17 protein-coding genes are annotated in these 23941 nt (G+C 69.9%); 9 read left to right on the forward strand and 8 right to left on the reverse strand.

The annotated features are described in order from the left end of the window. Window positions 1-2: 2 nt before the first annotated feature. The 3 genes from ACGF5C_RS06680 to ACGF5C_RS06690 all read right to left on the reverse strand — a co-directional run bounded on the left by ACGF5C_RS06680 (window position 3) and on the right by ACGF5C_RS06690 (window position 9698). Window positions 3-779, reverse strand: coding sequence for a hypothetical protein (locus ACGF5C_RS06680; protein ID WP_393297372.1), 777 nt, complete (start codon window positions 777-779; stop codon window positions 3-5). A 98-nt stretch (window positions 780-877) separates the two neighbouring features. Continuing rightward, on the reverse strand, window positions 878-6304 hold the full coding sequence (locus ACGF5C_RS06685; RefSeq protein ID WP_393297375.1) for a DEAD/DEAH box helicase: 5427 nt from the start codon (window positions 6302-6304) through the stop codon (window positions 878-880). A 73-nt stretch (window positions 6305-6377) separates the two neighbouring features. Then, complete coding sequence (locus ACGF5C_RS06690) at window positions 6378-9698, reverse strand: hypothetical protein (RefSeq protein WP_393297378.1); 3321 nt, start codon at window positions 9696-9698, stop codon at window positions 6378-6380. Window positions 9699-9841: 143 nt separating this feature from the next. Between ACGF5C_RS06690 and ACGF5C_RS06695 the strand changes: the two genes are divergently transcribed. Continuing rightward, entirely contained in the window at window positions 9842-10972 is a 1131-nt protein-coding gene (locus tag ACGF5C_RS06695) for a DNA cytosine methyltransferase (protein ID WP_393297381.1), read from the forward strand. A 7-nt stretch (window positions 10973-10979) separates the two neighbouring features. Next, window positions 10980-11414, forward strand: a complete 435-nt coding sequence (locus ACGF5C_RS06700; RefSeq protein WP_393297384.1) for a very short patch repair endonuclease — start codon at window positions 10980-10982, stop codon at window positions 11412-11414. 634 nt (window positions 11415-12048) lie between these two features. Here ACGF5C_RS06700 and ACGF5C_RS06705 read toward each other — a convergent pair. Together ACGF5C_RS06705 and ACGF5C_RS06710 are read right to left on the reverse strand one after the other, a co-directional pair. After that, the gene (locus tag ACGF5C_RS06705) at window positions 12049-12552 is read right to left on the reverse strand and encodes a flavoprotein (RefSeq protein WP_393297387.1); all 504 of its coding nucleotides are present in this window, start codon (window positions 12550-12552) and stop codon (window positions 12049-12051) included. Further along, entirely contained in the window at window positions 12549-13799 is a 1251-nt protein-coding gene (locus tag ACGF5C_RS06710) for a helix-turn-helix transcriptional regulator (RefSeq protein WP_393297390.1), read from the reverse strand. The genes ACGF5C_RS06705 and ACGF5C_RS06710 overlap by 4 nt, the downstream gene beginning before the upstream one ends. Window positions 13800-14091: 292 nt before the next feature. On the opposite strand from ACGF5C_RS06710, the gene ACGF5C_RS06715 reads away from it, so the two are divergent. The 5 genes from ACGF5C_RS06715 to ACGF5C_RS06735 are packed head-to-tail and all read left to right on the forward strand — an operon-like array spanning window position 14092 to window position 16300. After that, complete coding sequence (locus tag ACGF5C_RS06715) at window positions 14092-14319, forward strand: hypothetical protein (RefSeq protein ID WP_393297393.1); 228 nt, start codon at window positions 14092-14094, stop codon at window positions 14317-14319. Continuing rightward, window positions 14316-14609 (forward strand): hypothetical protein, encoded by a 294-nt coding sequence (locus tag ACGF5C_RS06720; protein WP_393297396.1) that lies wholly within the window; start codon window positions 14316-14318, stop codon window positions 14607-14609. Before ACGF5C_RS06715 ends, ACGF5C_RS06720 begins: the two co-directional genes overlap by 4 nt. After that, window positions 14606-15676, forward strand: coding sequence for an FAD-binding oxidoreductase (locus ACGF5C_RS06725; RefSeq protein WP_393297399.1), 1071 nt, complete (start codon window positions 14606-14608; stop codon window positions 15674-15676). The genes ACGF5C_RS06720 and ACGF5C_RS06725 overlap by 4 nt, the downstream gene beginning before the upstream one ends. Beyond that, window positions 15676-15948 carry a DivIVA domain-containing protein gene (locus tag ACGF5C_RS06730; protein WP_393297402.1) on the forward strand — a complete coding sequence of 91 codons (273 nt, stop codon included), beginning with the start codon at window positions 15676-15678 and terminating at the stop codon, window positions 15946-15948. The genes ACGF5C_RS06725 and ACGF5C_RS06730 overlap by 1 nt, the downstream gene beginning before the upstream one ends. A gap of 55 nt (window positions 15949-16003) precedes the next feature. After that, a complete protein-coding gene (locus tag ACGF5C_RS06735) occupies window positions 16004-16300 on the forward strand; it encodes a hypothetical protein (RefSeq protein WP_393297405.1) in 297 nt (98 codons plus the stop codon). Between the two features lie 387 nt (window positions 16301-16687). Here ACGF5C_RS06735 and ACGF5C_RS06740 read toward each other — a convergent pair whose 3' ends face one another. Then, window positions 16688-17308, reverse strand: coding sequence for an isochorismatase family protein (locus ACGF5C_RS06740; protein WP_393297408.1), 621 nt, complete (start codon window positions 17306-17308; stop codon window positions 16688-16690). A 361-nt stretch (window positions 17309-17669) separates the two neighbouring features. Then, a complete protein-coding gene (locus ACGF5C_RS06745) occupies window positions 17670-18614 on the reverse strand; it encodes a LysR family transcriptional regulator (protein ID WP_393297411.1) in 945 nt (314 codons plus the stop codon). A 207-nt stretch (window positions 18615-18821) separates the two neighbouring features. Here ACGF5C_RS06745 and ACGF5C_RS06750 point away from each other — a divergent pair, with 207 nt between their 5' ends. Then, a complete protein-coding gene (locus tag ACGF5C_RS06750) occupies window positions 18822-19064 on the forward strand; it encodes a hypothetical protein (protein WP_393297414.1) in 243 nt (80 codons plus the stop codon). 57 nt (window positions 19065-19121) lie between these two features. Here ACGF5C_RS06750 and ACGF5C_RS06755 read toward each other — a convergent pair whose 3' ends face one another. Next, a complete protein-coding gene (locus ACGF5C_RS06755) occupies window positions 19122-22415 on the reverse strand; it encodes an NACHT domain-containing protein (protein WP_393297417.1) in 3294 nt (1097 codons plus the stop codon). 183 nt (window positions 22416-22598) lie between these two features. Between ACGF5C_RS06755 and ACGF5C_RS06760 the strand changes: the two genes are divergently transcribed. After that, window positions 22599-23939 (forward strand): AAA domain-containing protein, encoded by a 1341-nt coding sequence (locus tag ACGF5C_RS06760; protein ID WP_393297420.1) that lies wholly within the window; start codon window positions 22599-22601, stop codon window positions 23937-23939. Window positions 23940-23941: the final 2 nt, after the last annotated feature.

Consider the following 23941-nt stretch of genomic DNA (forward strand, 5'->3'; position numbering starts at 1 on the left):
AATCATCTCCTGTACGTGGTGGAACGGCCGACGCCGAATCTAGCCGATATGGTGGTGCGAACTTCGCCGCGCTTGCGCTGGAATCCGACGTGTCCGACGTACGCCGGCAGGACCTGCTCGTCGATGCCGAAGAGGCTGAGCAGGATGCCGGGAAAGACGCGTTGCTGCCTGCCGTCCCAGTTCAGGTCGGTCGCCTGGATGTCGCTGTCAGGCGTGACGTAGACGCAGGGCGGCGGCACCAGTTGCGCGCCGATCTGCACGGCTCGGTCCTGTTTCGGACAGAGGCGCTTGGGCGTGCCGCAGAGGTGGTTGTGGAAGATCACGCCGTCCACCGTCCTGTCGGCCGGGTCGAGGAAGCGACTGCGCATGCGCTGGATGCCCTTGGCGACGTGCTCGCCGGGCTCGGCCTTCATGCTGTCGCACAGCCACCAGAGGTACGTCTCCCGCGCCCAGTCTGGCACCGACCAGCGGATGCTGCTGTGCGTCCCGTCCGGGCAGCCCTTCTGGATGATCGCCACGTGGCCGAACCCGGGGACCGCGAGCCGGTACACGGTGTCGTCGCCGTACTGGGGCTTGGTGACGCTGTCCACCAGGCCTGCCTGCTGCAGCGCCTCTAGGATGTCGAGCAGGAACCGGCGGCGGCCGGCGTTGCTCGCGCTCATTCTGCCGCGTGCCGCTTCGATCGCCGCCGGCAGGGCATCGCGGTACTCCTCAGCGGTCAACCCGTACCGGGCCAGGACGTCGGTCTCCGTAACGAGCTTCTGGATGAGGTCGTCCACCTTGTGCACGACATCCGGCGGGGGTGCCCCCGCGTGGCGACATGGCGCAGCGTCGTCCGGCAACACTATCTCCAGCCCTCCCCTCGTGTGCGGTCCGGTCAGTCCATCAGCAGCCGCTGGGCGATCCGCATCGGATTGCGGTCCAGTTCGAATAGGTCGCCCTGCTCGATCCGGTAGCCGAGCTCATCGGTGACCCAGATTGCCACGCGCTCGTGACGCGGCGTGCGCAGCTCCGGCTCGGGACGCCACAGCGGGTGCCGCAGGATGACGGCCTTGCCGCTGCCCGAGTGGGCGAGCACCGCGATTCCTTCGACCTCGTGGTGCTTGATGCCCACGGGCGTGAAGGAGCTCATGAAGCCGGCGACCAGCGGCCCGGTGCGGCTCAGCCAGCGCTCCCAGTTGACCGGCCGACCCAGCCCCAGCTCGGCCATGTCCAGGGCCAGCCGCCAGTCGAGAGCGCCGTGGATTCGCTGGTTGTCGAAGGAGCGCAAGCAGTCCGGGCATGATGCGGTGCACTCCATAGCGTGGTGCCGGCCCTGCCACATCGCGCCCAGGTCGTCGAGGGCACCTTCCAGCACCTTGGCGAAGAATTGGGGGTCGCCGAGCAGGGTGGCGTACCCGGCACCGTTCTCGAGAGTGTCGGCCAGGAACACCCGGTGCACCTGGTCGTCGCCGATCCGGGCCGGGTGCAGGCCCGCCGACAGCTCGTTCGGGTCGATGTCCAGTTCGGCCTGCACGCCGCGGCGCAGCACCTCGGCGAACGACCACATCGCCGGCAGGCCGGCGGGCAGCACGGCAGGGTCCGTCGGTACGACGCCGCTGGGGATGTCCAGGTGGTCGGCGGTCACAACCAGCACGTCGGTCTTGCGGACCTCGCCGATCGCGGCGTCGATGCGGTGCCCCTGGCTGTTGGGCAATCTGACGTCGTTGCCGTACAGGGAGCTGTCATTGACGACGATTGACCGGCCGGCCGCCTCCTCCATCGCGAAGAGCCGGCCCAGGTTGTCGTTGACGCGCAGGATGTCGGCCAGCTCGTACACGTCGACGCGCAGACCCTCGACCGTCCCGGAACGGTGGGGGCTGGAGGCGACGCTCAGCTCCGGGAAGCCCATGACGGCCACAGTCTCGCCGTCGACGTCGTAGTCGCGGGCGTGGTAGTCGGTGCGGAATCCGAGCGGCTGGAACATTACAAACGTGTTGACGTCTCCCTGGCAGGCCGGGCACGGTCTGGTGTCCACCCCGACCGATGTACGGCCGCAGTTCTGGCACTTGGTGATGTCGATGGGCTTGCCAAGCGGGTCGATGGGCAGCACCCGCCGCCCCTTGACCTCGTACGCGGCGAAGCCCACGGCCGTGTGGATCTCGCCGTCGCGGACGACCTCCGCGCCGGGCACGAAGCTGGCCACCGCCATGTCCAGGGACCTGTCGGACACGACCAGGTCGGTGAGGTCGCGTTTGTCCTTCGGGTAGCCCTTGTAGAGGTTGCGGACGCGGGTGGGGAAGCCGAACATCGGCAGGACGCCGGCGTTAGCGAGCACCTCGCTCAGTTCGTTCTGCTGGTAGAACGGGTTTTCGAGGGCGGTGTCGATGTCGGTGACGAGGTCGTGGCGAGCCCAGCGTTCCAGCTCCGCGCGCTCCCCCACCGTCGCGCCGGTGCGCACGGTCAACGCGGCGATGACCTCCGGCACGTCGGGCGCTTGGTCGAGCCACAACTCGATCTGCGGCCGGTAGGGGTCGGCCCACTGGTCGCGGACGCCGAAGATGCCGTGGATGCTTTCGCGGGTGCGCACCGGCCTGGGCAGGCACAATGCAAAGGCCCGGCGCAGCAGCTCGGCCGCCACCACGCGGCGGGCGATGCGGGTCCGTTCCAGGTCGAGGAACGGCTGCGGCGGGATGTCGCCGGTCATCCGCTCGGTGGCGTTGAAGTAGTAGTCGTCGTGGGTGCGGGAACGGGCGACAGTGAGGGCGTACGAGTACGGCTGTCCCTGACGCCCGGCCCGGCCGACGCGCTGCTGGTAGTTGAACCGCTGCGGCGGCACGTTGGCCATGACCGTCGAGCGCAGCGAGCCAATGTCGACGCCGACCTCCATAGTGGTGGTAACGCTGAGCACGTCCAGCGGCGTCGTCAGCGGATTCTCCAGCGGCGGCTTGAGCAGCGCCTCCTTAAACCAGCGTTGGCGCTGCCGCTGTGCCGCAAGGGGCTTGGTCTGGCCGGTCAACTCGGCGACTGACATCCGGCGCGGCTCAAGCTCGGCGAGCCACGCGTAATAGTCCTCTTCCTGGTGGTCGGCTTCGCGCCGCTCAAGGTCGGGGTGGTGGCAGCCGCGGGCGGCGCATACCCCGGCCGAGGCGTGCAGGTGTCGGTAGCTGCACCGGCGACAGACCCAGACCTCCGCGCCGGCCTTGGTCAGCAGGAACGGCGCTTCCACGCTGTCGACGCGCAGTCCCCACTCCGGGGCAACCCGCCCGCCAATCTCGCGCGTCACCCAGGTCTCCAGGATGCCCGAGCCGGCTAGCCCGTGCCGTCCGGCGACCGCTTTTAGGTAGCCCTTAACCGAAGCCGGCATGTCGAACGCCGGCGAGAAATACCTGTTGCCGGCGTAGCGGCCCTGAATGCCGAGGATCCTGATCACCGACCGAAGGATCTGCAGCGCGAAGTCCTCGGCTACGCCGGCGTTGTCCAGCCGCGGGTTGCGCGGGTCGACCACCACTAGGCCGGTGGACTCCAGGTCGCGGGCGGCGCGGTCGAACACCGCCTCGGCCATCGTTGTGGCCAGCTCCCGCCGGTAGCGCTCGTACCCCTTCATCTGGATCTCGGGGTGTAGGGGCGTCCAAAGGCCCGGCTGCGGCGGGTCGTACACCCGGTACCAGGGCTCCCCCTGCCACTTTTGCATCGAAGTGCCGGGGCCGGCGGGGTGGATGCCGCGCTGCACCATGGCCTTCTCAAGCCGGGTGGCCGCGACCGACCATGGCAGCTGAGCCGTTGCCTTGCTCGCCCGGTACGCCCCAATCAGCGCCTCCGTCTCGGGCGGGGCGACGCCCAGCGCCGCCTTCTTCATCAGCGCCTGGAACAGCTCGGGATGTTCGCTCTGCATGGTGACGAACGCCGCCTGCCCCTCCGGCGTCGGCGCTCCGGTGAGCATCCCCAGCACGGCGTCGACCGTGTCGGCCTCGGGCTGTTCCAGCTCGTGCCGGATGAGCTGGCGCACGAGGTCGCGGTGGTGGTTCTTAGCGACGCCGGCCGCGGTGCGGGCGGCGTCGTCGCGGCTGTCGGTGAACAGGATGGTGCGCGACTCGGCGGCGGTCTTGCCCATGCTGCGGAACAGCTGAGCGAGGTAGAGCTGGATCGACTGCGACTGCCCGGAGCGGTGTCCCCGGATCGGCGACCGAACGATGCCGCGCCAGAACCTCTGCAAGTCGTTGTTGACGTTCTGGGCACCGCAGCGCGGACACTTCTCCGGCAGCGCGGGTGCCTTGGCCCTGGTCTCTCCCATCGGGCTGACACGCAGGACGTAACCGGTCGGTTCCTGGGCGTCCTCGACGATCAGCCCCGACGTCGGGTCCAGCCGCGCCTGGGCGAACGAAAAGCTGATCTGGCGTCCCATGGTGCCCGGACCCTCGAGCTTGTGGTTCCACGGCTTGCCCTCGGCTGGCCTCTCCGGCTCTGGCCAGTACCAGATGTACTCGCCGTGCGAGCGGCGGTTGACCGGGCGGGTCTGGTCCGAGGGGATTCTGTCGGCCAGCGAGCCGAGGGCGACCATCGGCGGGACGCTGTCGGCGACGCGGTCGATGACGTAGCCGCCGAGGCTGACCTCGCCGCAGTCAAAGCAGTAGAGCAGCTCGAGAACCCGCCCGCCGCAAGGGCATGTCGTGGCCGGCCGGCTAAACAACCGGCCAATCTTCCGATCCGCGTACGCGTACTCCGGCCGCACCTCAGTGCAGGCCCGGTTGGCGCAGGCCCACAGCCCGCTTGCCGTGCGGACAAACATGTGGGCGCGCAGCGGGATCGTGGCCGAGTCACTCCAAGCTTCCGCTCCGGCTTCCAGCACGAGGTCGAACGCCTCGCTTGTGACGCCATCGGTGGTGGCCGGCGGCTCGTCGAAGAGGCGCCGCTCAATGTCGGGCAGCCGGCTCGCGCGCATCGGCGCGCCGGCGTCGGCGCGGCACGCGGCGGCGACGGCTTCGGAGAGCCGGTGCTCGGCGGCCAGGGCGCTGAGCGCGGCCGCGCGGTGAGTCCCGTGGGCGGGCAGGGTCTTGGCGTGCGCCTCGAACGCGGCGCGTGACAGCGGCTTGCGGTCGGGGATGATACGGGGCGTGCCGGCGGTGACGAAGAAGCTGGACCGGTCGACGCCGAAAAACTCCTCCAGGTAACCGCGGCCGTTGTCGTCATCGGTGAGCGAGGCGCTGGTGGCCAGGCAGCGCAGCTGCGGGGAGTCCGCGTCCAGGCCCAGCCGCGACAGCAGGTTGCGGACCACCATCGCGACTTCGCTGCCCTGCGTGCCGCGGTACAAATGCATCTCGTCGATGACGATGGTGAATCTATTGTTCTCGTCGGCGGCGAGCCAGTCCGCGGTGGAACCGAACATCGGCTGTTCGATGTCGCGCATCAGCATCGCGTTCAGCATGGAGTAGTTGGTGACCATCAGGTCGGGCGGCGACTTAACCATGTCCCAGCGGGTCGTCATCTCCGCCTGCCGAGGATCGGCGAACTGGGCGAGCATCTGCTCCACGGCGCGGCGATCCGGGTCGTCCTCGGACGCCTTGACCAGCTGCAGGAAGTCCTCAGCGGCGCTGTTGATCTCGGCGGCGGCCTCGCGCACCTTGTCCTTGTCCTTAGGTCCGGGCAGCTCGCCGGATCCTGGGGTGGCACCGGTATAGCGGCCGAACCACAGCGGCGGCACCTCGCCGGTCTCCGCGATCCGGCGCAGCGCGCGGCGCAGCCGGGAGACCTGGTCCTCGACCAGCGCGTTGGTGGGGTAAAGCACGACGGTGCGCAGCGCCGCCGGCCGGGTCTCCGGGGCGCGCAGCGGTCGCCAGTTCAAGACGTTTCCTGCGGCTTCCCACCAGCGGTCCGGCTCCGGCTGCTTGGTCCAGGTGAGCGCCTCCTGCACCAGCCGGGCGAGCACGGGCAGCAGGAAGGACTCGGTCTTACCCGAGCCGGTGCCAGAGGTGACGACCACGTTGCGGGGCTCGCCATCAGCGGCGCTTAGCGACCGGATAAGCGCCTCGGCCTGGTGGCGGCGCAGCATCATCTGCCGTCCCGGTTCTACGAAATCGCCGAACAGCGCCTCGCCGACGATGCGAGCCACGGCCGGGTCCAGGCCGGCCTGCTGCGCCGCCTCTGCCAGCGGGTAATCGGCGTCGTAGGGGACCACCGGTTCGAGCAGCACGTCCGTGAACAGCAGCCCAGGTGCCTCCAGCAGCTGCCGACGCTCATCGCGCAGCGGCTTGTCGCGCAGCCAGTACGCTGTGTCGAAGTATCGCAGGTACGCGTCCTGCAGCTCCCGATAGACCTGCGTCGGCATCGGGAAACGCGGCCTCGGCGTGTCGGTGCCGTGTGGCGACATGACGGTCCTCATCTCGGTGCGGTTCCGTGGCTCAGCTGGTGAGGAGGGCGGTCAGCATCTCGGCGATCTCGGCGGGCACGCCGGAATAGCGCAGCACCCGCAGAGGGCCGAGTCCATAGGGCGGGCGGCCGCTACAAAGCACCGCGGCCCGGCCGTACAGCCCCGGCAGCTCGGCGCCTAGCGGCACGTCGAGGGCACGTTCCTCGGCACGGTAGGCCAACAGCGGGCGGCCGGCCTGCAGGGCGGCAAGGTGCTTGACCAGGTTCGCGGCACCGATGCGTGCGGTACCGGCGGCGACGTCCTCAGCGTCGCGGAACACGTACGTCTTGCCGAAGGACTCCAGCGCGTACGCGCCGGGCTCGTCCGGCCGGGGCTGCGTCACCCAGGCGGCTGAGCCGAGATGGAACTGCTGTAGGGTGCGTGCCCCCGGCATGTTCACCCGAGGAAGCGCGGCCAGCACCTCGCTGAGCCCGGGCGTCGCGCCGAGGATCGCCGTCGCCGGCCGGGCTGCGACCGTGACCCCGAGTTCGGCGGCCAGCTCGTGGACCCGTTCGGCGGTCAGCCCGCGCAGCACCCGCCGGCTCGGGCCCTCCGGGTCGGGTTGCACGTCGAGGCGGCCCGGCGTGCCGGCGATCGCGTCCTCGGCCTCGGCGACGTACCCGGCCGGCCAATAGCCGACCAGTAGGTACGTGCCATCGACGAGCTCGGCCAACGCGGACGGGGCGATCTCCCAGCCGTGCGGCTCAAGGGTCCTGGGGTCGCGGCGGATCTGCACGTGGCCGAGGGACTCCAGCGTACGGGCGAAGATGTGGGCGAACAGCAGCGAGCCCTCGATCTGCAGGGCGATTCGCTCGAAGGACGAGTATCCGCCGCCGCCGGCGTGCATCAGCGCATCCAAGCCGATGTCCCAGGTCAGCTTGCTCGGCTGCACGGGGGGGACCCGGTGGACATCTACGTGGTAGCAAGATTCGAGCTTGTCGCGCGCCTTCTTCTTGGCTTCGGCCGCCCACGGAGTGTTCAGGAAGCGCTTGACCAGGCCGCAGTGACGGCAAGTGCCCTCGACGGCCAGCACCTTGTCCCCGGCGTATGGCAGGTCCCAGTGGTGCGCGGGGGTGACCAGGCACGAGTTCGGGTCGGGCACGGTCAGCGTCGTCGCGGGCAGAGCCGCGCCGGCCTGCGGACGCGGCTCCGTCCACCAGACGACCTGCGGTGCCGGCCGGCGCGGAGCGGCCTCCTCGCCGAGGACGATGACGCCGTCGACCACCCCCGCCGACTCCTCGGTGTACGCGTCGGCGCTGAGCACGCCCCGCCCGTGCTGGGCCCCGGGCAGGTAGGCGAGCCGGGTCGCGCGCGCCCACAGCGCTAGGTCGACGTAGTCGCCGGAGCGCAGGAAAAAGGGCAGCCGCTGGGTGGCGTCCTTCGACCGGTTGACGAAGAGCAGGGCCTCGTAGTCGCCCTCGGGGAGGTCTGCGTCGGCGAGCGGGAACACGAGGGCAGCGTCGTCCGACTCGCGGGCGGCGACCATCTGGTCGAGCGCGATCGGCGTGGCCTCGTCGAGGGCGTCGAGCGCCCCGGTGTCCTTGCGGATGATCTCTAGCTTGATGTGCTCGGCGGCCATGGCCACGGCGCGCAGCTCCGGGGGCGCCTGGACGGCGTACTTGCGCATCCGTCCTGGCAGCTTCATCCCTTCGGCGAGGGTGAGTTGCGACGAGACCGAGGGCTGCAGCACGTTGAGGTCGTCACGCAGCTTGGCGCGGGCTTCCGGCGGAAGCAGCCCCAGCACCTGAACGTCGGCAAACAATGTCCAACTCGGAGGCACGCCTTCCTGGCCCCCCGGGACTCGTCGGTAACCGGGGCGGGCGACCTTAGCGAGCACGTCGTCAACCTCATCGGCTAGCCCGTCGAGGGCGAAGACGATGCCGTCGCCGGCGAGCTGCAGCCGTTCGGCTTCGAGAAATTGCCCGAGCGCCTCGTCCTTGCGCATCGGCAACACCTGGCGCGGACGGCGCACGACGGGCGCTCCGCCGTCGATGTCGGTCAGGCGCAGGACGCCGTCGAGGATGGAGGTCTGGGCCAGGTCCGCCGGGCGGTGCAGGCGGTGCCAGCCGTTTACGCCGGGCATGAAGTTTAGGACGGGTTGCTGGTCACCAACCGCGCTGGCGACCTGCAGGCGCCGCGGCTCGTCGTGACCGGGCAGCTTGACCACCAGGCTGAACTCGACATTGCGGCCGAGCAGGTTGGAGCGGATGAGGGCGACCAGCCGCGCTTCGCCGCCGCGTGCACCGGCGGCCTGCGATCGGGGCGCAGCGTCCCGGTCGTTGCCGTCCCAGGTCTGCAGCTCGAGCGCGACGACGCTGGCGATCCGCTCGCGGGCGGCGGGCTGCCGGGCCCAGAGGGTGGCCAGGTTCCGGCTGATCGGCGGCGGTGTGCGCTTCATCCAGTCGTCGAGGTACGGCTCGATCTCGCGCGGCGTCACCTCTCGGCCGGGGTCTAGGCCGTACGTGGCGAAGAACCGGGGCAGCTTGCTGCGGTCGTGCTCGCGGACCAGGGCCTGCGACATCGACAACCCGACGTAGCGGTGCGACAGGGCCACCGCGGAGGGCAGCCCGAGCATGCCGTCCAAGCCGGTCAGCCACAGCCCGAGCACGTTCCAGAACAGCTCGACGTGCTGCCGGTACTGGGTGGCCAGGCGCTCCTTCTGCTGGGGGTCTTCCAGCCGCAGCAGCTGAGACAGGGGGCCGAAGTAGTTGCTCGCCGCCATGGTGACGTCGCTGCCCATGCGCTCCGCGGCCATGCTGAAGACCGCCAGGAGGGTCAACACAGGCGGGGCCGGCAGGTCCATCCGCTCGCCGCGTGTGGTCTGCTGCCACTGGCGCAGCCATTCGCGGGTGCGCTGCAGGGGCAGGCCGAAGATGTCGCTGTAGCGCGTGCGCAGCGACAGCACACCGATGACCGAGCGCGCCAGGGAGTCCCACACCTTGTCAATGGGCAGTTTCAGCCGATGCCCGATGCGAGCGAGGGCGTCCTCGTCGAAATCCAGGTAGACCGGGAGTCCCGCCATGTCCTGGGTGAAGAACACGTCCGCAATGGCTTGGTTGAAGGCGCTGTAGATCTTCCATCGATCTACCGGCTGAGGTTGCATGTGCTGACCAGCTGCCGCTTCCGTGTCGGGCGAAATCAGGTCTCGAAGTGTAAGGGAAGGACCACGCTCCGAACAATGACGGTTCGCGAAGGCCCGTTTTTGTGGATGGTAGCGACATTCGGCAGGTCCCTCGTCAGGAGAATAGATCACGGGGTATTTCGCCGCGATTCGGACATCAGGGAATCGTCGGCGGCACCATGAGCTGATCATCAATACCCGATTCGAGTGGACACCTCCGCCGCCCAGACGTCTGGCTCGGTAGAACGGATGATCGAACCTCCCACCGGGGTGTCGCGCATCGTCAACCGCGCGCCCCTATAGGCTGCCCAGCGACGATCGACCGAGGAGGACGCGTGGAAGGTACCGCCATCCGGGCGGCGGAGTTCTTCGCCGGCATCGGGCTGGTGCGAACCGCCCTCGAGCCGCTGGGCGTCCAGGTCGTCTGGGCTAACGACATCAAGCAGGCCAAGTTCAACACCTACCGCGAGAACTACCCAGACGCTGACACGCACTTCAAGGTTGTTGACATCCGCAAGGTCGAAGCGACGGACCTGCCACCCGGAATAGATCTGGCAACAAGCAGCTTTCCTTGCATCGACCTGTCGCTGGCGGGCAATCGGCTTGGCCTGGCCGGTGCCCAGTCGGGGATGTTCTTCGAGTTCGCGCGGATCTTAGAAGGTATGTCACGGCGCCCGTCGGTCGTGCTTCTGGAGAACGTGCGCGGATTCGCCACCAGCCACGGTGGCAAAGATATCGAACGCGCCTTCGAGAAGCTTTCCCAGCTGGGCTATTCCCTCGACGTGCTCGCGATCGACGCCATGCATTTCGTCCCGCAGTCGCGGCCGCGCATGTTCATCGTCGGCATTTCCAAGGACAAGCTGCCGAAGAACTCCCACGTCGGCGTCCCGGCCCCTAGCGACGTGCGCCCGACCTGGGTGACCGCCCTGCACGAGCGGCATAGCAGCACCTACGACATGCACTACCTGGATCTGCCGCCGCTCCCAGAGGGCCCCAAGGACCTCAGCGGGGTGATAGACCATGACGTGCCGGCGAGCGCGTGGTGGGATGCTAAGCGGGTGGAGGCCTTTGTCGGCTCGCTCAGCCATGGACAACGCGTCCGATTCGAGGCGCTGCGCGACGGGAACACCATTTCCTACCGGTCCGCCTACCGCCGTACCCGGCAGGGCGTCTCCATGTGGGAGCTGCGTCGCGACGCCATCGCGGGATGCCTGCGTACGACCGGCGGAGGCTCCAGCAAGCAGGCGCTCGTCGAGGTCGGCATGCGTCGCGAGCCCCGGGTGCGCTGGATGACACCTAAGGAGTACGCGCGGCTCATGGGTGCCGGCAATTACAAATTGGTAGCGGGCACCCCTAATCAGCAGCTGTTCGGCTTCGGCGACGCGGTCGTGGTCGATGTTGTGCGGTGGATCGGACAGCACTACCTAATCCCCGTCCTCACCCCCGAGACGACCGACGAAGGCTAGCCTTCCGGTGCCGCTGCCGCCCACCCCACCGCCGTCGTCGGCCACCAAGACGATGAAGGCCAACCGCAGCAGCGGAACCAAGCCAGAGCTCGCGCTGCGGCGGGCGCTGTTCGCAGCCGGCCTGCGCTATCGCGTGAATCTGAAGGTGAGAGTCCCGGGCCGGACCGTCCGTCCGGACGTCGTCTTCACCCGGACACGCGTGGCCGTGTTCGTCGACGGTTGTTTCTGGCACGGATGCCCCGAGCATGGGCGCATGCCAAGCGATCCAAGCGGCTACTGGCATCAAAAAATTGCCCGGAATCAAGGGCGCGACAGCGCGGTTGACCAGGCGCTTCGCGAGTCCGGCTGGCAGGTGGTCCGGCTCTGGGAGCATACGGCCACCGAGGAGGCAGCGAAGCTGGTACGGGCCACTATCGCCGAGCGATCCGGCACGGAAGGGTGACGCAACCCGGCTGAGCGCAGGCGCAGTCGGTCTGTGAATGAGTCATTTATCGTGGGTATCGGGCGTATTCGGTGGATTGAAGGACGAGGATGGCCGGCACGATCGGGGTGGCGCGGCGGGGCAGCAGCGTAGCTTGGTCAGGATTTTCCATGACAGAGCATCGGGATCAACCCGTACCGCGCTCCGCTTGTCATGCAGGTTGCAGGCAAGCTTGCACATAAACAAACGAGCAACCGACGAGCACCCCGAGTCCACCATGGATTGCGGGTCGCGGCGTACCCGTAGCTCAAGTGTCTGGTCGTCTACCTGCGAAAGAGAAATTCTATGGATTAGAGTCCACGACTCAGGCTCTCGCCCTATGTAAGCGATCGTTGGAGTGCCGTGCCGAGAGGACTCGACCGAGTCAAAGTGTCGGATAGGCGGGATACGGCCGCCGGTTGTTGATCTCTAGTCGTCGAGCATAGCAGTTGCCTGTTGTGACCAGGATGGGAGGAGGTAGAAATAGAGAAGGTGAAGGTAGTTGGGCTGCAGATATCGACGGATCAGCGTGTTAGGAAGTTGTTTGGACGGCCGTCGCCCGGACGTCGTGTCGGTCGGCCTCCAGCGTTGCCATCATGGTTCGCGCGCTTGGGGATCATCGAGGACCGAGCGCTTCGTTGGTCCTGCTGATGACTAGGCACCAGTCCAAGTCGGGAGCCAAGTGAGTGATGGAGACGCCAGCGGCATCAAGCTGCCGCAGGCTTGCCTCATAGGCCGGATGCGCGGCGAGTTCTGCCTTGACGTTTGGAAAGGCGTAGACGGGCAAGCGGGCACCGAGTGCTTGGTTGAGAATGCCGAGAGCAAGAGTGTCGTTGATGCCGAGTGCCCATTTGTTTATGACGTTGAACGTGGCTGGCGCGACGACAGTCACGTCAGCCACGGGGTGAGGCTCGGGTTCGCCGGGTAGTCGCCACTCAACCCGAACCGGGTATCCAGTTTGTCGAACTATGGCGTCCCGATCGATCCAGGTTGCTGCGGTCGGCGTAGCGGTCACGCAGACAGTCCAGCCTTCATCCGTCAGCAGGTCGATGAGTTCACCGATCCGCAGCGCCGGCGGGGCGGCACAGACAACGAGGGCCAATACCGGATACGTGCTCATACCAGTAGCCCTGCCCGCGCAGCCAGCGGTCGGAGCCCTGGCGTAGCAGCCCGCCGCTCCTTGGACAGCAGGTCGAGCAGGAGCTCGCGGGCCTGGATGTTGGTGTGTACCACCTCTGCGGCTACCCGCTCGGCTTCGAGCAGGTGGAGCACAGCGGCGGATTTGTCCGGCGACCCCATCATCGCTGCTGCGGCCAGGTCGACATGCACCTGAGCCCGCCGGCCGACAAGCACCGTTGGTAGGTGTGAGGTGTCGAGCCGGACTCCGACTTCGACAGCATGGCCTACGTTGCCAGCACGAACCGCCGCCGAGACGGTGTGGATGGCGACGTTGGTGGGGCCGAAACCCGTCCACAAGCAGTTGCGGTCCGCCCCGAGCTTCTCGGCCAGCTCATCGGCTCCGGCGAGGTCTCGTGCCGCCTCCTTCGGCTTACCACGGCCGGCGGCAGTCAGGGCAGCCAGGAGCAGCAGTGCGCCGTGCGCGGAGAGAAGGTCAGGGGCGGCAGTCCGCGTGTCGGGAGCGAGTTGCGTGATGCTGGTCCGCACGACCTGCTCGGCTTCGTCTCTCCTCCCTGGCAGGCGCAGGAGCCCGCAAGCCGCCTGGTAAGCGGCGACTGCCGCCAAAGCGCGATCGCCAGCGAGTCCTGCGGACGTCGATGCCCGGTCGGCCGCCAACAATGCGGTGTCGCCGTCTCCCACCTTGACCGCGAGCTTCGAGGCCGCGATGTAGGCAGCAGCCAGCACCCGGAACGCGCTGGAGCGCTGGGCCCCGGACGCCTGCCCCGCCAGGTCGGTGGCCCGGCTGAGCACATCCGGCAGCAGTCGAGCCGTGGAGCTGTAGCTTGCACGCTGGTAGAGGCTGTGGACCCGACCCACGCTCCGACGCACCTCCACGGGGGACCGTAGCGGCTCAGCCGACCGGCCAGGTATGTAGCTGGCGAGGAACGCACGTAGGCCGGTGAGGAGCTCTGAACGGGCCGCTGCCGATGCGGGACTGCGGATATCCTCTCCCATCATCTTTCCTCGGCAGTTTGCCACTGACACGTCGACGAGCATCTCGTCGAGCTGTTCGAGGGTAATTCGCAGTGCCGAAGCAATCCGGCTCCGATGCCATGGCTGTGGGTCTGTCTCGGCGCTTTCCCAGCGGACGACGGTCGACCTCTCCACACCGAGCGTTTCGGCCAGTCGCTCCTGACTGAAACCGAGCGCCTTCCGTCGCTGGCACAGCCGGTGTCGCTTCAGGGCCACAACGGTTCTCCCTCCGTATGCCGCCACTGTAGTAACAGTCGGTCGATAGAGCGGGTACGCGCATGCCTCACTTATGCGTCACTTCGGCCCCCCGAACGCTGTAGTCCCTGATCAGCCGGGCAACAAAGCTGAAGCGCATGGCCCGGGGCGGGTGCTGGCTCCGGAACTGCGTCGACCCGAACGACGCAGCTCCGCTCCCGCCCGCCCCGGCGCCACTCCACCCGTTAACAGGGGGCCCTTCCTCTACCGGATCCGTTAACAAGGGCACCCTCCTTACACGTTCGGAGCCGGCATGCCCACCCTGCTCGACGACTTCCCGATCCTCACCCCCGTCACCGACGAGGACGTCGCCATCGCCGTACGGGCCGTGCGCACCCATGTGCCGGAGAGCTGGCCGGAGGGCGAGCTGTGCCGCAGCGAACGCGTCCCGTACCCCTGCCGCCTCGCCCGCTGGGGCCGGGCCACCCTGGAAGCCGCCGGCCTCACCGAAGCCCAGGCCGAGCAGGGTGGCTGGGCATGACCGTTCAGGAGGCGGTCGGCCAGTGGCTGCGGCTGGTGGTGGCGGACGCCGAGCTGTGGCCGTACCTCATCGGGGTCGACCTGGACCGGCTCGGCGCGCACCTGGCGGCGAGCCTCGCCGCAGCCCTCGAAGGCCAGCCGACCCTGGACCCGTGGCGCGGGCTCGGCCTGTCGGAGGCGCAGCACCGGCGGATCATGGACTACCTGGCCGGCGTCCTGTGGGCGCTGGACCTGCCGGACGACCAGGTCTCCCGTGCCCGGCGGGTCTTCGGTGGCGAGGTGGGCGCGTGAACCTCACCGCCGCGTGGGAGGCGGCCGTCGACAAGGGCGCCGACGACTTCTGGTGCACGCTGGAGGACGGCCGCCCCGGGCTGCTCCCCGAACGGGACGCGCCGCTGCTCTTCGCCGCGCTCGGCCGCCTGACCAGCGGCGGCGACGACCCCGCCGGACGGGCGGCGCTGCTGACGGTGCTCGGCCGCGCGTACCGCCGACACGACCTGCTGCCGCACGAGGCCGCCATCGGCGAGGCGCTGCTGGCCGCTGTCGCCCGGCAGGCTCGCCCACTGTGGACGCCGCCGCTCGCCGACGCCTGGGAGCGTGCCGGCCGCCGCGCCGCCGAGGCCGTGCGCGACGCCGCCGCCCGCGCCGGCGACGGCCCGGCGTGGTGGCCCGCCGAGGTGATCGACCACGACCGGCCGTGCGACACCGTCGCGATCCTGACCGTACGCCCCTGGCGTCGCCTGCCCCACCGGCCCGGCCAGGCGGTTCCGGTCTGCACGCCGCGCCGGCCCGGCTGCTGGCGATGGCTCTCCCCGGCCAACGCCCCGCGCCCCGACGGCACCGTCGAGCTGCACGTCCGCGCCCTCGCCGCCGGCACCGTCTCCCACAGCCTCGTCCACGACGTACGCCCCGGTGAGCCGCTCTGGCTCGGCCCACCGCGCGACGCCGGCCTGTCCCTGGACCTGCCCCTGCGGAGAGACCTGCTGCTCGTCGCCGGTGGCACCGGCCTGGCGCCGCTGCGCGCCCTGATCGAGCAGGTCGCCGCCGCGCCCGAGGGCCGGCGGGTGACCCTCGTCGTCGGCGTCCGCAGCTTCACCGACCTCTACGACGCGATCACCCTCGACCGGCTCCAGCGTGCCCACGACTGGCTGACCGTCGTGCCCGCCTTCAGCCACGACCTCTGCGCCGAGCCGGCCGAGCAGGGCGACGCCCTCACCATCGCCCTCGACCACCATCGTCCCGACCACGACGTGTACGTCTGCGGCCCGCCGCCGATGCTCGCCGGCGCACGGCTGCGGCTGCTCGCCGTCGGGGTGCCCGCCAACCGCATCCACCTGCCGTCGGAGATGGTGCCCTGATGGCCGTCTACCGCAGCCGGCATGCCCAGCCCGGCCCGCTGACGCCGGACCGGATCCTCGGCGTCGCGTTGCCGCGCACGTCGCTCTGCCGGCGCGGCTACCGGGTCGACGAGGTCGACGCCCTGCTGCACCGCCTCGCCCACGAGCTGCGCGACCGCACCCGCCAGCTAGACCTCACCCGCGCGGAGAACCACCGCATCAAGGAGGCGCTCCGCACCTGGCAGGGCCAGCACGCCGATGAGCGGTCGCGGGCCCGGCAAGCCGCTCGATGAGCGGCCGACGTTTCGGAGGACGGCGGGGCGGCACGGTGGCCGGTAGCGTCCGGGGATGGCCGACAGCCCTCCCGATGACCTGCTCGCCGGTTTCAGCCCTGCCCAGCCGTACACCAGGGAGGTGGCCGCCGAGGGACCCCGGACGCTCGGCGTGCACGTGGTCCTCGACGGCGACGAGATCGTGTATGTCGGCAACACCACGAAGCAGCCGCTGCGCGACCGGCTGCGCCAGCACCTGACCGGCAACCGGGGCTCGTCGGCGCTGCACAAGAACGTCGGCCGGTGGCTCGACGAGCAACTCGGTCGGGAGGCGGGAGTGGCAGCACGTCGAGGACCTGCCGCTGCCGGGTGACGTGTCCCAGGGCCGGCGCGGCTTCGCCGCCTGACCGCGACGCTGTCCCTGGGTCGCCTGACGGTGACACGGTGCCATGCTTGCCGCCCGGTTCGGCTCGATGAGCGCCGCGAGCAGCGCCACGCTCACCGAGCCCGAGATGGCCACGAGATGGACTGGCTCGTCCTCGCCCCGCACGCATCGAGGACCGACTCGACGGCCCGCTCCAGCGAGAACGGTCCCGCAGCGGCGCCGTGGCCCGGAAGATCGGGGCTCGGCACCCGGTGCCGCTCGCCGAGCGCACCGCGCTGCGGCTGCCAAACGCGCTGACTGGATTCGAACGCGTGGAGTAGAACTACGCCGGTCATCTCGTGGCTTTCTCAGTCTGTGCGTCCGGTCCGCACGGCTTCAGCGGCCGTAGGCGGCCGAAAGCTGTCCGACAAGCGTGGCGAAGGGCATGTCGAGGTCGCCGTAGACGTCGCCGGCCTTGGGATGCGCGTTGTCGGCCAGCACTTCCACCATGAGCGTGGCGTAGTCGCTCGGGATCACACCCGCTTGCTGCAGCCGCAGCAGGCCGGCCTCCCTCTTGGCCTGCGAGAACGTTCCGCAGGCGTCGACGGCGACATACGCGTCGTACCCTGCCGCCGTCGCGGAGATCGCGGCGAAGGCAGCGCACACCTCGAGCGAGATCCCCGCGACGATGACCTTGTTACGCCCGGTCGCCTCGACGGCCGCGCGGACACGCTCGTCCTCCCAGGCGTTCACCGAGCTGCGGTCGATCACGTCGAGCCCGGCGGGCAGCACGGCCCGCAGCTCCGGAATGAGCGGACCCCACATGCTGTCGGCCGCGGTGGTGGTGACGACGACCGGCAACTCCAGGCGCAGCGCGGCCTTGGCCAGACCGACGACGTTGTGCTTCAGCTCGTCAACGGTGATGTCGCGGACTCCGGTGAACAGCGCGATCTGGTGGTCCACCAGCAGAAGGGCGGCGTTGTCCGTGGTCAAGGGGGTGAGGAAGCGCTCCTGCATGTCCTTCTACCTCTCTGTCGAAATCGGATGAGGCGGTGCGGACAAAGAATGTCCGGCCGCAAGGACCGGACCAATGACGATCTGCGACACCGGCGGTGAGCCAGGCTCACCAATCCTGGCGGGCCGCTGGTCAGGCAGCATGTCTCTGCACCGACCACCCGACCGGCGGCCGGTGACATCGTTCGAGAATTCATACTTTTCACACACGGTGTGGCGGCGCCGCTGTTCCACCTCGGTGGAGTCTTCGCCCTGATCGCCGGCCTGACTCAGATCCTTCTCATGGGGATCACTCTGGCCTTCAGGGACCGCTGGGAGGCCCTGGGGGCGTTCACCGCGTTGTGGGCCGCCGGTGTGGCCGTGGTCAGTCTCGCCTTGTGGTGGTACTGCCGCCGCATGACGACGCGGTCCGTGCTGAGGTGACGCGAGTGCCGATCCCGGCGGCGACCTCGGCGAAGGCGCGGATCCGGGCGCTCTCCCGCGAGGACTTCCAGACCAGCGCGAACTCCGCGTCACGCGCGTCGGTGATCGGCACGTACGCGATGTCGGGCCGCGCGTAGAAGCGGGCGACCTGCGCCGTGACCGGGAGGATGCCCCGTCCGGCGGCGATGAGGGCGAGGGCCGCCTGAAACGTGGCCGCCGACGGGCCGCGGACCACCGGTTCTCCGGTGGCGGTCCGGGGCGGAAGGTGCTGGTCGATCCAGTAGTCCGGTGCGTTCTCGACCGTGAGCACCGTCTGACCGGCCAGCTCGTCGAGCGATGCCGAGGCACGTCGGGCCAGCGGATGCCGGGCGGACACCGTCAGCACCCACGGTTCACGCACGAGCACTGGGCCGACCGTGAGGTCCGGCTCGTTGACGGGCAACAGTGCGGCCAGGACGTCGACGGTGTCGTTCCGCAGGGGCGCGAGATGGTCGTCGATCTCGGTCTCGAGCAGGATCTGGGCCGCGCACTCGGGGTGGCGGACATGGAAGGCATCGATGACCCGGTTCAGCACCTCCGCGGTAGCCGGACCCATGAATCCCAGCCGCAGGGCCCCCGTCGTCCCGCGTCCCGCCGCCACGGCCTCCGCGATCTCCCGCTCGATCTGGCGCCATGCCGGCTCGATCCCGTCGCGCAACCGCCGCCCCACCGGGGTCAGGCTGACCCGTCGGCTGGTGCGCTCGAACAGCGGGGTGCCGAACCGGCGTTCGAGTTTCTTGACGATCTGGCTCGTGCGCCCTTGCGACAGGCCGAGACGCTCCGCCGCGCGGCGAAAGTGCAGCTCTTCGGCGAGGACGAGGAACGCCTCGATCTCGTGCCTCTCCATCGCGCTCCCCTTGCTTCCGGACGGATTGGTGAGCCGGGCTCACCAGTCTGCCAGGTCGTTCTCCACCGGATGCACCCGAGGGTCACCAGAAACCAGACAGTCCTGTGACGACATGTCCTTCCCCGCCCCTGACCAGGGCTATCGCGATGAAATGCTCCACTGTCAGTAGGCTGCGGTGCAGCATCGGCGACATGAACAGGAACGGTTGTGAAAGTCACCATCACCGTGTGTGACGTGTGTCAGGACAGGCAGCGTGAGGCCAAGACGTACGGGGTCGTGTCGGATGGCCGGACCGCCGAAACCGACCGCTGCGCGGAGCACGCGGCTCCGTTCGAGGCGCTGTTCGCAGTGCCCGAGGCGCGTCCGGGCCGACGCCGGTACCAGGCCACCACGATGGAAGAGATCGAGGCGCGTAAGGCGAGTCAGGCCAGCGCCCGTTCGCGCGTTTGACCGCAGCTCGGTACGCCACCCGGAGTTCATGGCCACCTGCGCCTGCCGCGCCTCTGCTCATTTTCGCCAGGCGGGGGCCATCCGTTCGGACATCTCGCGCCAGAAGCTCCGCAGGTCGTCCCGGTTGACCGCCTGCCAGTCCGCCCGCCCCGGCGAGCGGAACCAGCGCCCCACGAGGTCGATCTGGTGGGCGCAGAACGCCTCGTCCATCTGGTACGGCAGCTCGTCGCCCTTCGGCGGCAGCGGGCACAGCCGGAACGGGCAGTCGTCGATGCAGGTGGAGCCGGGTTGGACGTCGTGGGCCTGGCGGCGGCTGAGGGTGACCCGCATGGCGGTGCGGTCGATGGTGAGGCACGGGGGCAGGTCGGCGCGGCTGGCCCGGCTGAGCCGGCGCGCCCGCTCGTCGTTGTCCCGGCCCCGGTCGGCGAGGTTGAGCAGCAGCATCACGTCGGCCAGCAGCCGTTGGGCCCGCGGTTCCAGGACGGCCCAGCCGTGCGAGGGCGGCAGCCAGGAATCCTGGAGCCGGCGGATGCCCGGCTGTGGGCTGACCGCCCCCACCCGGCCGACGATCTCCCGCTCGTCCACCCAGCAGTGGCGCTCGGGGTGGCGGTCGATGAGCGCGTCGACGCACAGGTCCGCCACCTCGAGGACGAGCGGGTGGGCCGTACCGCTGCCGGGCTGCGGGGCGCGGTGCCCGCCGCCCGCGATCGAGGTCCAGAAGGCGACCAGCCCGCGCGGGTCCGAGCCGTGGCCCCGTTCGTGCAGTGTCTCGCCGGGGTCGCGGGGCAGGGCCAGCAGGGTGAGTGCCTGGATGAGCACCAGGTGGGAGTACCAGAACCGGGAGTGCCGCAGCGCCTTCTCGGCCTCCTCGACGAGCAGGCTGCGGTGCGCCGGGTACGTGCGGCAGTTGGCGGCGAGCCGGAACCCCTGGGCGAGGGTGAGCTCGTAGACGCGGGCCCCGTCGGAGGCGTCGGTGGCCAGGCGGTGCACCCAGCGGCGCAGGGTCTCCCGGGCGACGTGCTGCCAGTCTGGTTCGCCGGGGTCGTGCGCGCTGTCGGCGTAGAGGAACAGCGACGGCGCGATCCAGGTGCGCAGCTCCTCCAGGCGTTCCCGGCCTGTGGGGTCGGCCGTTTGCGGCGGCTCGTCGAGCAGGTCGCGTAGCGCGCGGACGGCCGTGTTGCCGCCGCTGGCGATCTCGCGGGCCGCGGCGAGCCGGGGGAGGTACGACGTCTCGTCGGCCATCATCTGGAACAACTGCCGGTACTGCGGCGTGGGCTGCCGCGACCGGAGGCCGGTGGGTTCGGGTGGCCGGTCCGCGAGTTGCCGGGCGGCGTCGCCGTACCGGTGCACGAGGGCGATCTTGGCGTCTTCGAGGGGGCGGTCGGTGACCGACCCGTCCCCCTGGTAGCGGGGCCAGGCGTGGCGGATGGCGTCGGCCAGTTGCCGGTGCGCGGTGTGCCCGGTGGCGGCGTCCATCTCCAGGGCGACCGCGAACATCTCCAGTGCCCGGGTGCGGTTGCGCGTCGCGGCGGCCTCGTCACTTAGCCGGTGTACGAGCGCGATCGACCGGTGCCGGGTGGCCTTTTCGTCCCGGCCGCTGGTGGGCAGGCCGACCGTCCGCCGGGCGGTGTCGGCGAGACGGGTCAGGTCGGCCCGCCGGAAGGGGTGGCTGCGCCGCCCGTCCAGTCGTTCGAACGCGCCCGCGCTGCGGGTGTGCAGGGTGAGGGCGGACAGCAGTTCCCGCCCGGGGCCGTGGTTGCGGGTGAAGGCGTGCGCGAGGAAGTCGTCGTCGCGCATGGCGGCGGTGAGAAAGCGCGAGCCGAGGTACGCCTGGATCACCCCGTGCTGGAAACGCACCCCGTCCTGCCGCTTCACCACGATGTTCAGCGCGTCCCCGGTGGTCTCGGCGAGCCCGATGTCCTGCGGGTTGTCGGCGCTGAGCTTGTGCAGCCGGGCGCGCAGCTCGGTCAGGATCCACGACTGGCCGGCGTCGGTCGCGGCGTCGCCGCCGGTGAGTTCCGTCGTACGCACCGACAGCCGGTTGTTGCGCAGCCCGATGCAGGCGAGGGCGGAGAGCACCTCGATCGCGTCGGACCGTTCGGTCTGCGGCATGCCGTAGTCCTCGTACAGGTCGCCGGCGACGGTGGCGTCACACCACTCCTCCAGCAGGCTCCAGCGCAGCGCCGACCTGCCGGGGCCTGCCGGCTCGACCCGGTCGAGGCGGTCGACCTCGTGCAGCTGGCCGATGACCCGCAGGTAGAACGGTGAGTCGGCGACGTCGGCGGCCTTGACCAGCCCGGTGATGCGGTCCCACCGGTGCCCGGTGTCCGAGCGGCGGCTGTGGGCCCGCACGTACTCGAGGGCGGCGCCCTGGGAGAGCGGTTCCAGTTGCAGCAGCAGCGCGTCCAGGCCGCGCAGCGGATCGTCGGGCCGCGACGCGACCACCAGGGGGAGGCGCTCGCGGACCGCGCCCCGGACGGCCTCCCGGAGCACGCTGTCCCGGTCGGCGGGCTGGGTGGCGTCGGCGAGGACCTCCTCCAGGCCGTCGGCGAGCACCACGATGCGGTTGTCCAGCCAGAGCCGCCGCCACATCCGGTCCGCCTCGCCGGCGGCGTGGAGCTGGGTGTCGATGGTGCGTTGGAACTGTTCGAGGGCGAGCTGGTGGAAGTTCAGCTTCTCCGGATCGGTGACCGTCCGCAGGTCGATCCCGATCGGCACGACGTCGGTGGCCATCAGCATCTCCGCGAGGCGTGCCAGGGTGGCCGTCTTTCCGGTGCCGATGCCGCCCACCAGCAGCAGTGGGCGCCGGGTCGTCTCGTCGCGGAGCCGCTGCATCATCAGTTCGCACAGCTCGTCGCGGCCGACGACGCTGCTCGGGTCGAGGTCCCGTTCGGCGGTGGGCAGCAGCATGCGGCTGTTGCGCAGGACGTTGCGCCGGTACCAGCGACGGACCGGCACGTACCGCCAGAAGAGGAAGAGCGCCAGGCCCAGCGCCGCGACCATGGGGGGCTTGACGAAGCCTTCCACCTGGCCGCAGTAGTACGACCTCGGCGGTTCGCCCGCGCACCACGCCGACACCCGGAGGAAGCCGGGCTCGGTGTCGAGGATCATCAGGACCAGGGAGAGGGCGGTCCACGCCAGGAACGCCCCGGCAATGGCGATGATCGCCCACCGCAGCCCGCGGTGATGCCGCCAGCTCATCCGGCGGTCGCCGCGCTCGTCCGTGCGCCGGCGGCGGTTCCGTTCCGCCTGGCGTTCCCGTCGGGTGCGCCACCGACGCCGCCGCTGGCGCAACCACAGCTGGGCCGCCCAGACCGGACCACGTTTCGGCCCGTGCATGGACACCCCCATGATCGACATGGTCGGCTACCGGACGGCGGTGCCTGCCCTCCACCCCACGCCAACGCTAGTGCCGTCGCCGCAGGCCAGTGCCCGGTTCCGGCATTCCCGCGCCGGCCCTTCGGCCCCGGTCCTCGCCCGCCGTCGGTCTTCTGGCGTAAGGTCCCGTAGACCTCATTGGGGGAGGTGCAGACGATGCGTGCCGGGTTGGAGATGCCGCCCGCGGTCGAGGCGGAGCGGGTCATCAGGGCCGTGCTGGCCGACCTGCGTTCGGGCGAGCACCGGGGCGTCGTGGTCGACTCCCCGCCCGGGGCCGGCAAGTCGACCCTCGTGGTGCGGGCCGCCGTCGAGCTGGCCGCCGCCGGCGAGCCGCTGATCATCGTCGCGCAGACCAACGAGCAGGTCGACGACCTCATCGACCGCCTCGCCCGCAAGGCACCCGAGCTGCGCATCGGCCGCCTCTCCGCCGCCGACTACAAACCGTCCGAGCGGGTCAGGGGCCACGAGACGGTCCGGGTCGCCGCGAAGGTCGCCGACCTCGGCGGCCCGGCCGTCATCATCGGTACGGCCGCCAAATGGGCCACGGTCGCGGAGGGCACCTGGCCGTGGGCGATCGTGGACGAGGCGTACCAGATGCGGTCGGACGCGCTGCTGCGCGTGGCCGGCAGGTTCGAGCGGGCGCTGTTCGTCGGCGACCCCGGTCAGCTCGACCCGTTCTCGACGGTGGAGACGTCGCGGTGGACGGGGCTGACCTGGGATCCGATGCAATCGGCGGTGGCGGTGCTGCTGCGGCACAACCCGGAGCTGCCGGTGCACCGGCTGCCGGTGTCGTGGCGGCTGCCCGCCTCGGCTGCCCCGGTGGTGGCGGCGGCGTTCTACCCGTTCACCGGGTTCCGCGCCGGCACGTCCGCGCCCGACCGGGCCCTGTCCTTCACAGAGTGCGGGCCGGGGGACGCGCTGGACCGGGTGGTGGACCTGGCGGCGTCGACCGGCTGGGCGCTGCACGAGCTGCCGGCCCGGCACACGCTGCGTACCGATGCGGAGGCCGCCTCGGCCTGTGCGGCGCTGGCGCTGCGCGTGTTGCGGCGGGGCGCGGTCGCCGTCTCCGAGCACGCGCCGGCGGGCGCGCCGGTCACCGCGGACCGGATCGCCGTCGGGGCCGCCCACCGCGACCAGGTCGCGGCCATCCGCGCGCACCTGGGCGAGGCGGGAGCCGGCATCACCGTCGACACCGCCAACCGCCTCCAGGGCCGGGAGTACGACGTGACGATCGTGCTGCACCCGCTGTCGGGGCGGCGGGACGCGACGGCGTTCCACCTGGAGTCGGGGCGGCTCTGCGTGCTGACGTCCCGGCACCGGCACGCGTGCATCGTGGTGGCGCGCGCCGGGATCGGCGAACTGCTGGACGCCCACCCGTCCACCGAGATCGTGCACCTCGACGTGCCGGTGAAGTTCCCGGACGGCTGGGAGGCGAACCAGACGATCCTGGCGCTCCTGGCCGGCCTCGGAAATCCGGCGGAGCTCCGTAACGGGTAACG

It is taken from the genome of Micromonospora sp. NPDC047620, from assembly GCF_043205005.1.
GTDB lineage: Bacteria > Actinomycetota > Actinomycetes > Mycobacteriales > Micromonosporaceae > Micromonospora.

What these genes read in the sequence shown, in the direction of transcription:
- ACGF5C_RS06685 (WP_393297375.1), bottom strand. Translation starts at nt 6,304, where the DNA reads ATGCCGACGCAGGTCTATCGGGAGCTGCAGGACGCGTACCTGCGATAC.
- ACGF5C_RS06720 (WP_393297396.1), top strand. Translation starts at nt 14,316, where the DNA reads ATGACCGTTCAGGAGGCGGTCGGCCAGTGGCTGCGGCTGGTGGTGGCG.
- ACGF5C_RS06705 (WP_393297387.1), bottom strand. Translation starts at nt 12,552, where the DNA reads ATGAGCACGTATCCGGTATTGGCCCTCGTTGTCTGTGCCGCCCCGCCG.
- ACGF5C_RS06690 (WP_393297378.1), bottom strand. Translation starts at nt 9,698, where the DNA reads ATGATCAGCTCATGGTGCCGCCGACGATTCCCTGATGTCCGAATCGCG.
- ACGF5C_RS06760 (WP_393297420.1), top strand. Translation starts at nt 22,599, where the DNA reads ATGCGTGCCGGGTTGGAGATGCCGCCCGCGGTCGAGGCGGAGCGGGTC.
- ACGF5C_RS06735 (WP_393297405.1), top strand. Translation starts at nt 16,004, where the DNA reads ATGGCCGACAGCCCTCCCGATGACCTGCTCGCCGGTTTCAGCCCTGCC.
- ACGF5C_RS06755 (WP_393297417.1), bottom strand. Translation starts at nt 22,415, where the DNA reads ATGGGGGTGTCCATGCACGGGCCGAAACGTGGTCCGGTCTGGGCGGCC.
- ACGF5C_RS06715 (WP_393297393.1), top strand. Translation starts at nt 14,092, where the DNA reads ATGCCCACCCTGCTCGACGACTTCCCGATCCTCACCCCCGTCACCGAC.
- ACGF5C_RS06740 (WP_393297408.1), bottom strand. Translation starts at nt 17,308, where the DNA reads ATGCAGGAGCGCTTCCTCACCCCCTTGACCACGGACAACGCCGCCCTT.
- ACGF5C_RS06730 (WP_393297402.1), top strand. Translation starts at nt 15,676, where the DNA reads ATGGCCGTCTACCGCAGCCGGCATGCCCAGCCCGGCCCGCTGACGCCG.
- ACGF5C_RS06745 (WP_393297411.1), bottom strand. Translation starts at nt 18,614, where the DNA reads ATGGAGAGGCACGAGATCGAGGCGTTCCTCGTCCTCGCCGAAGAGCTG.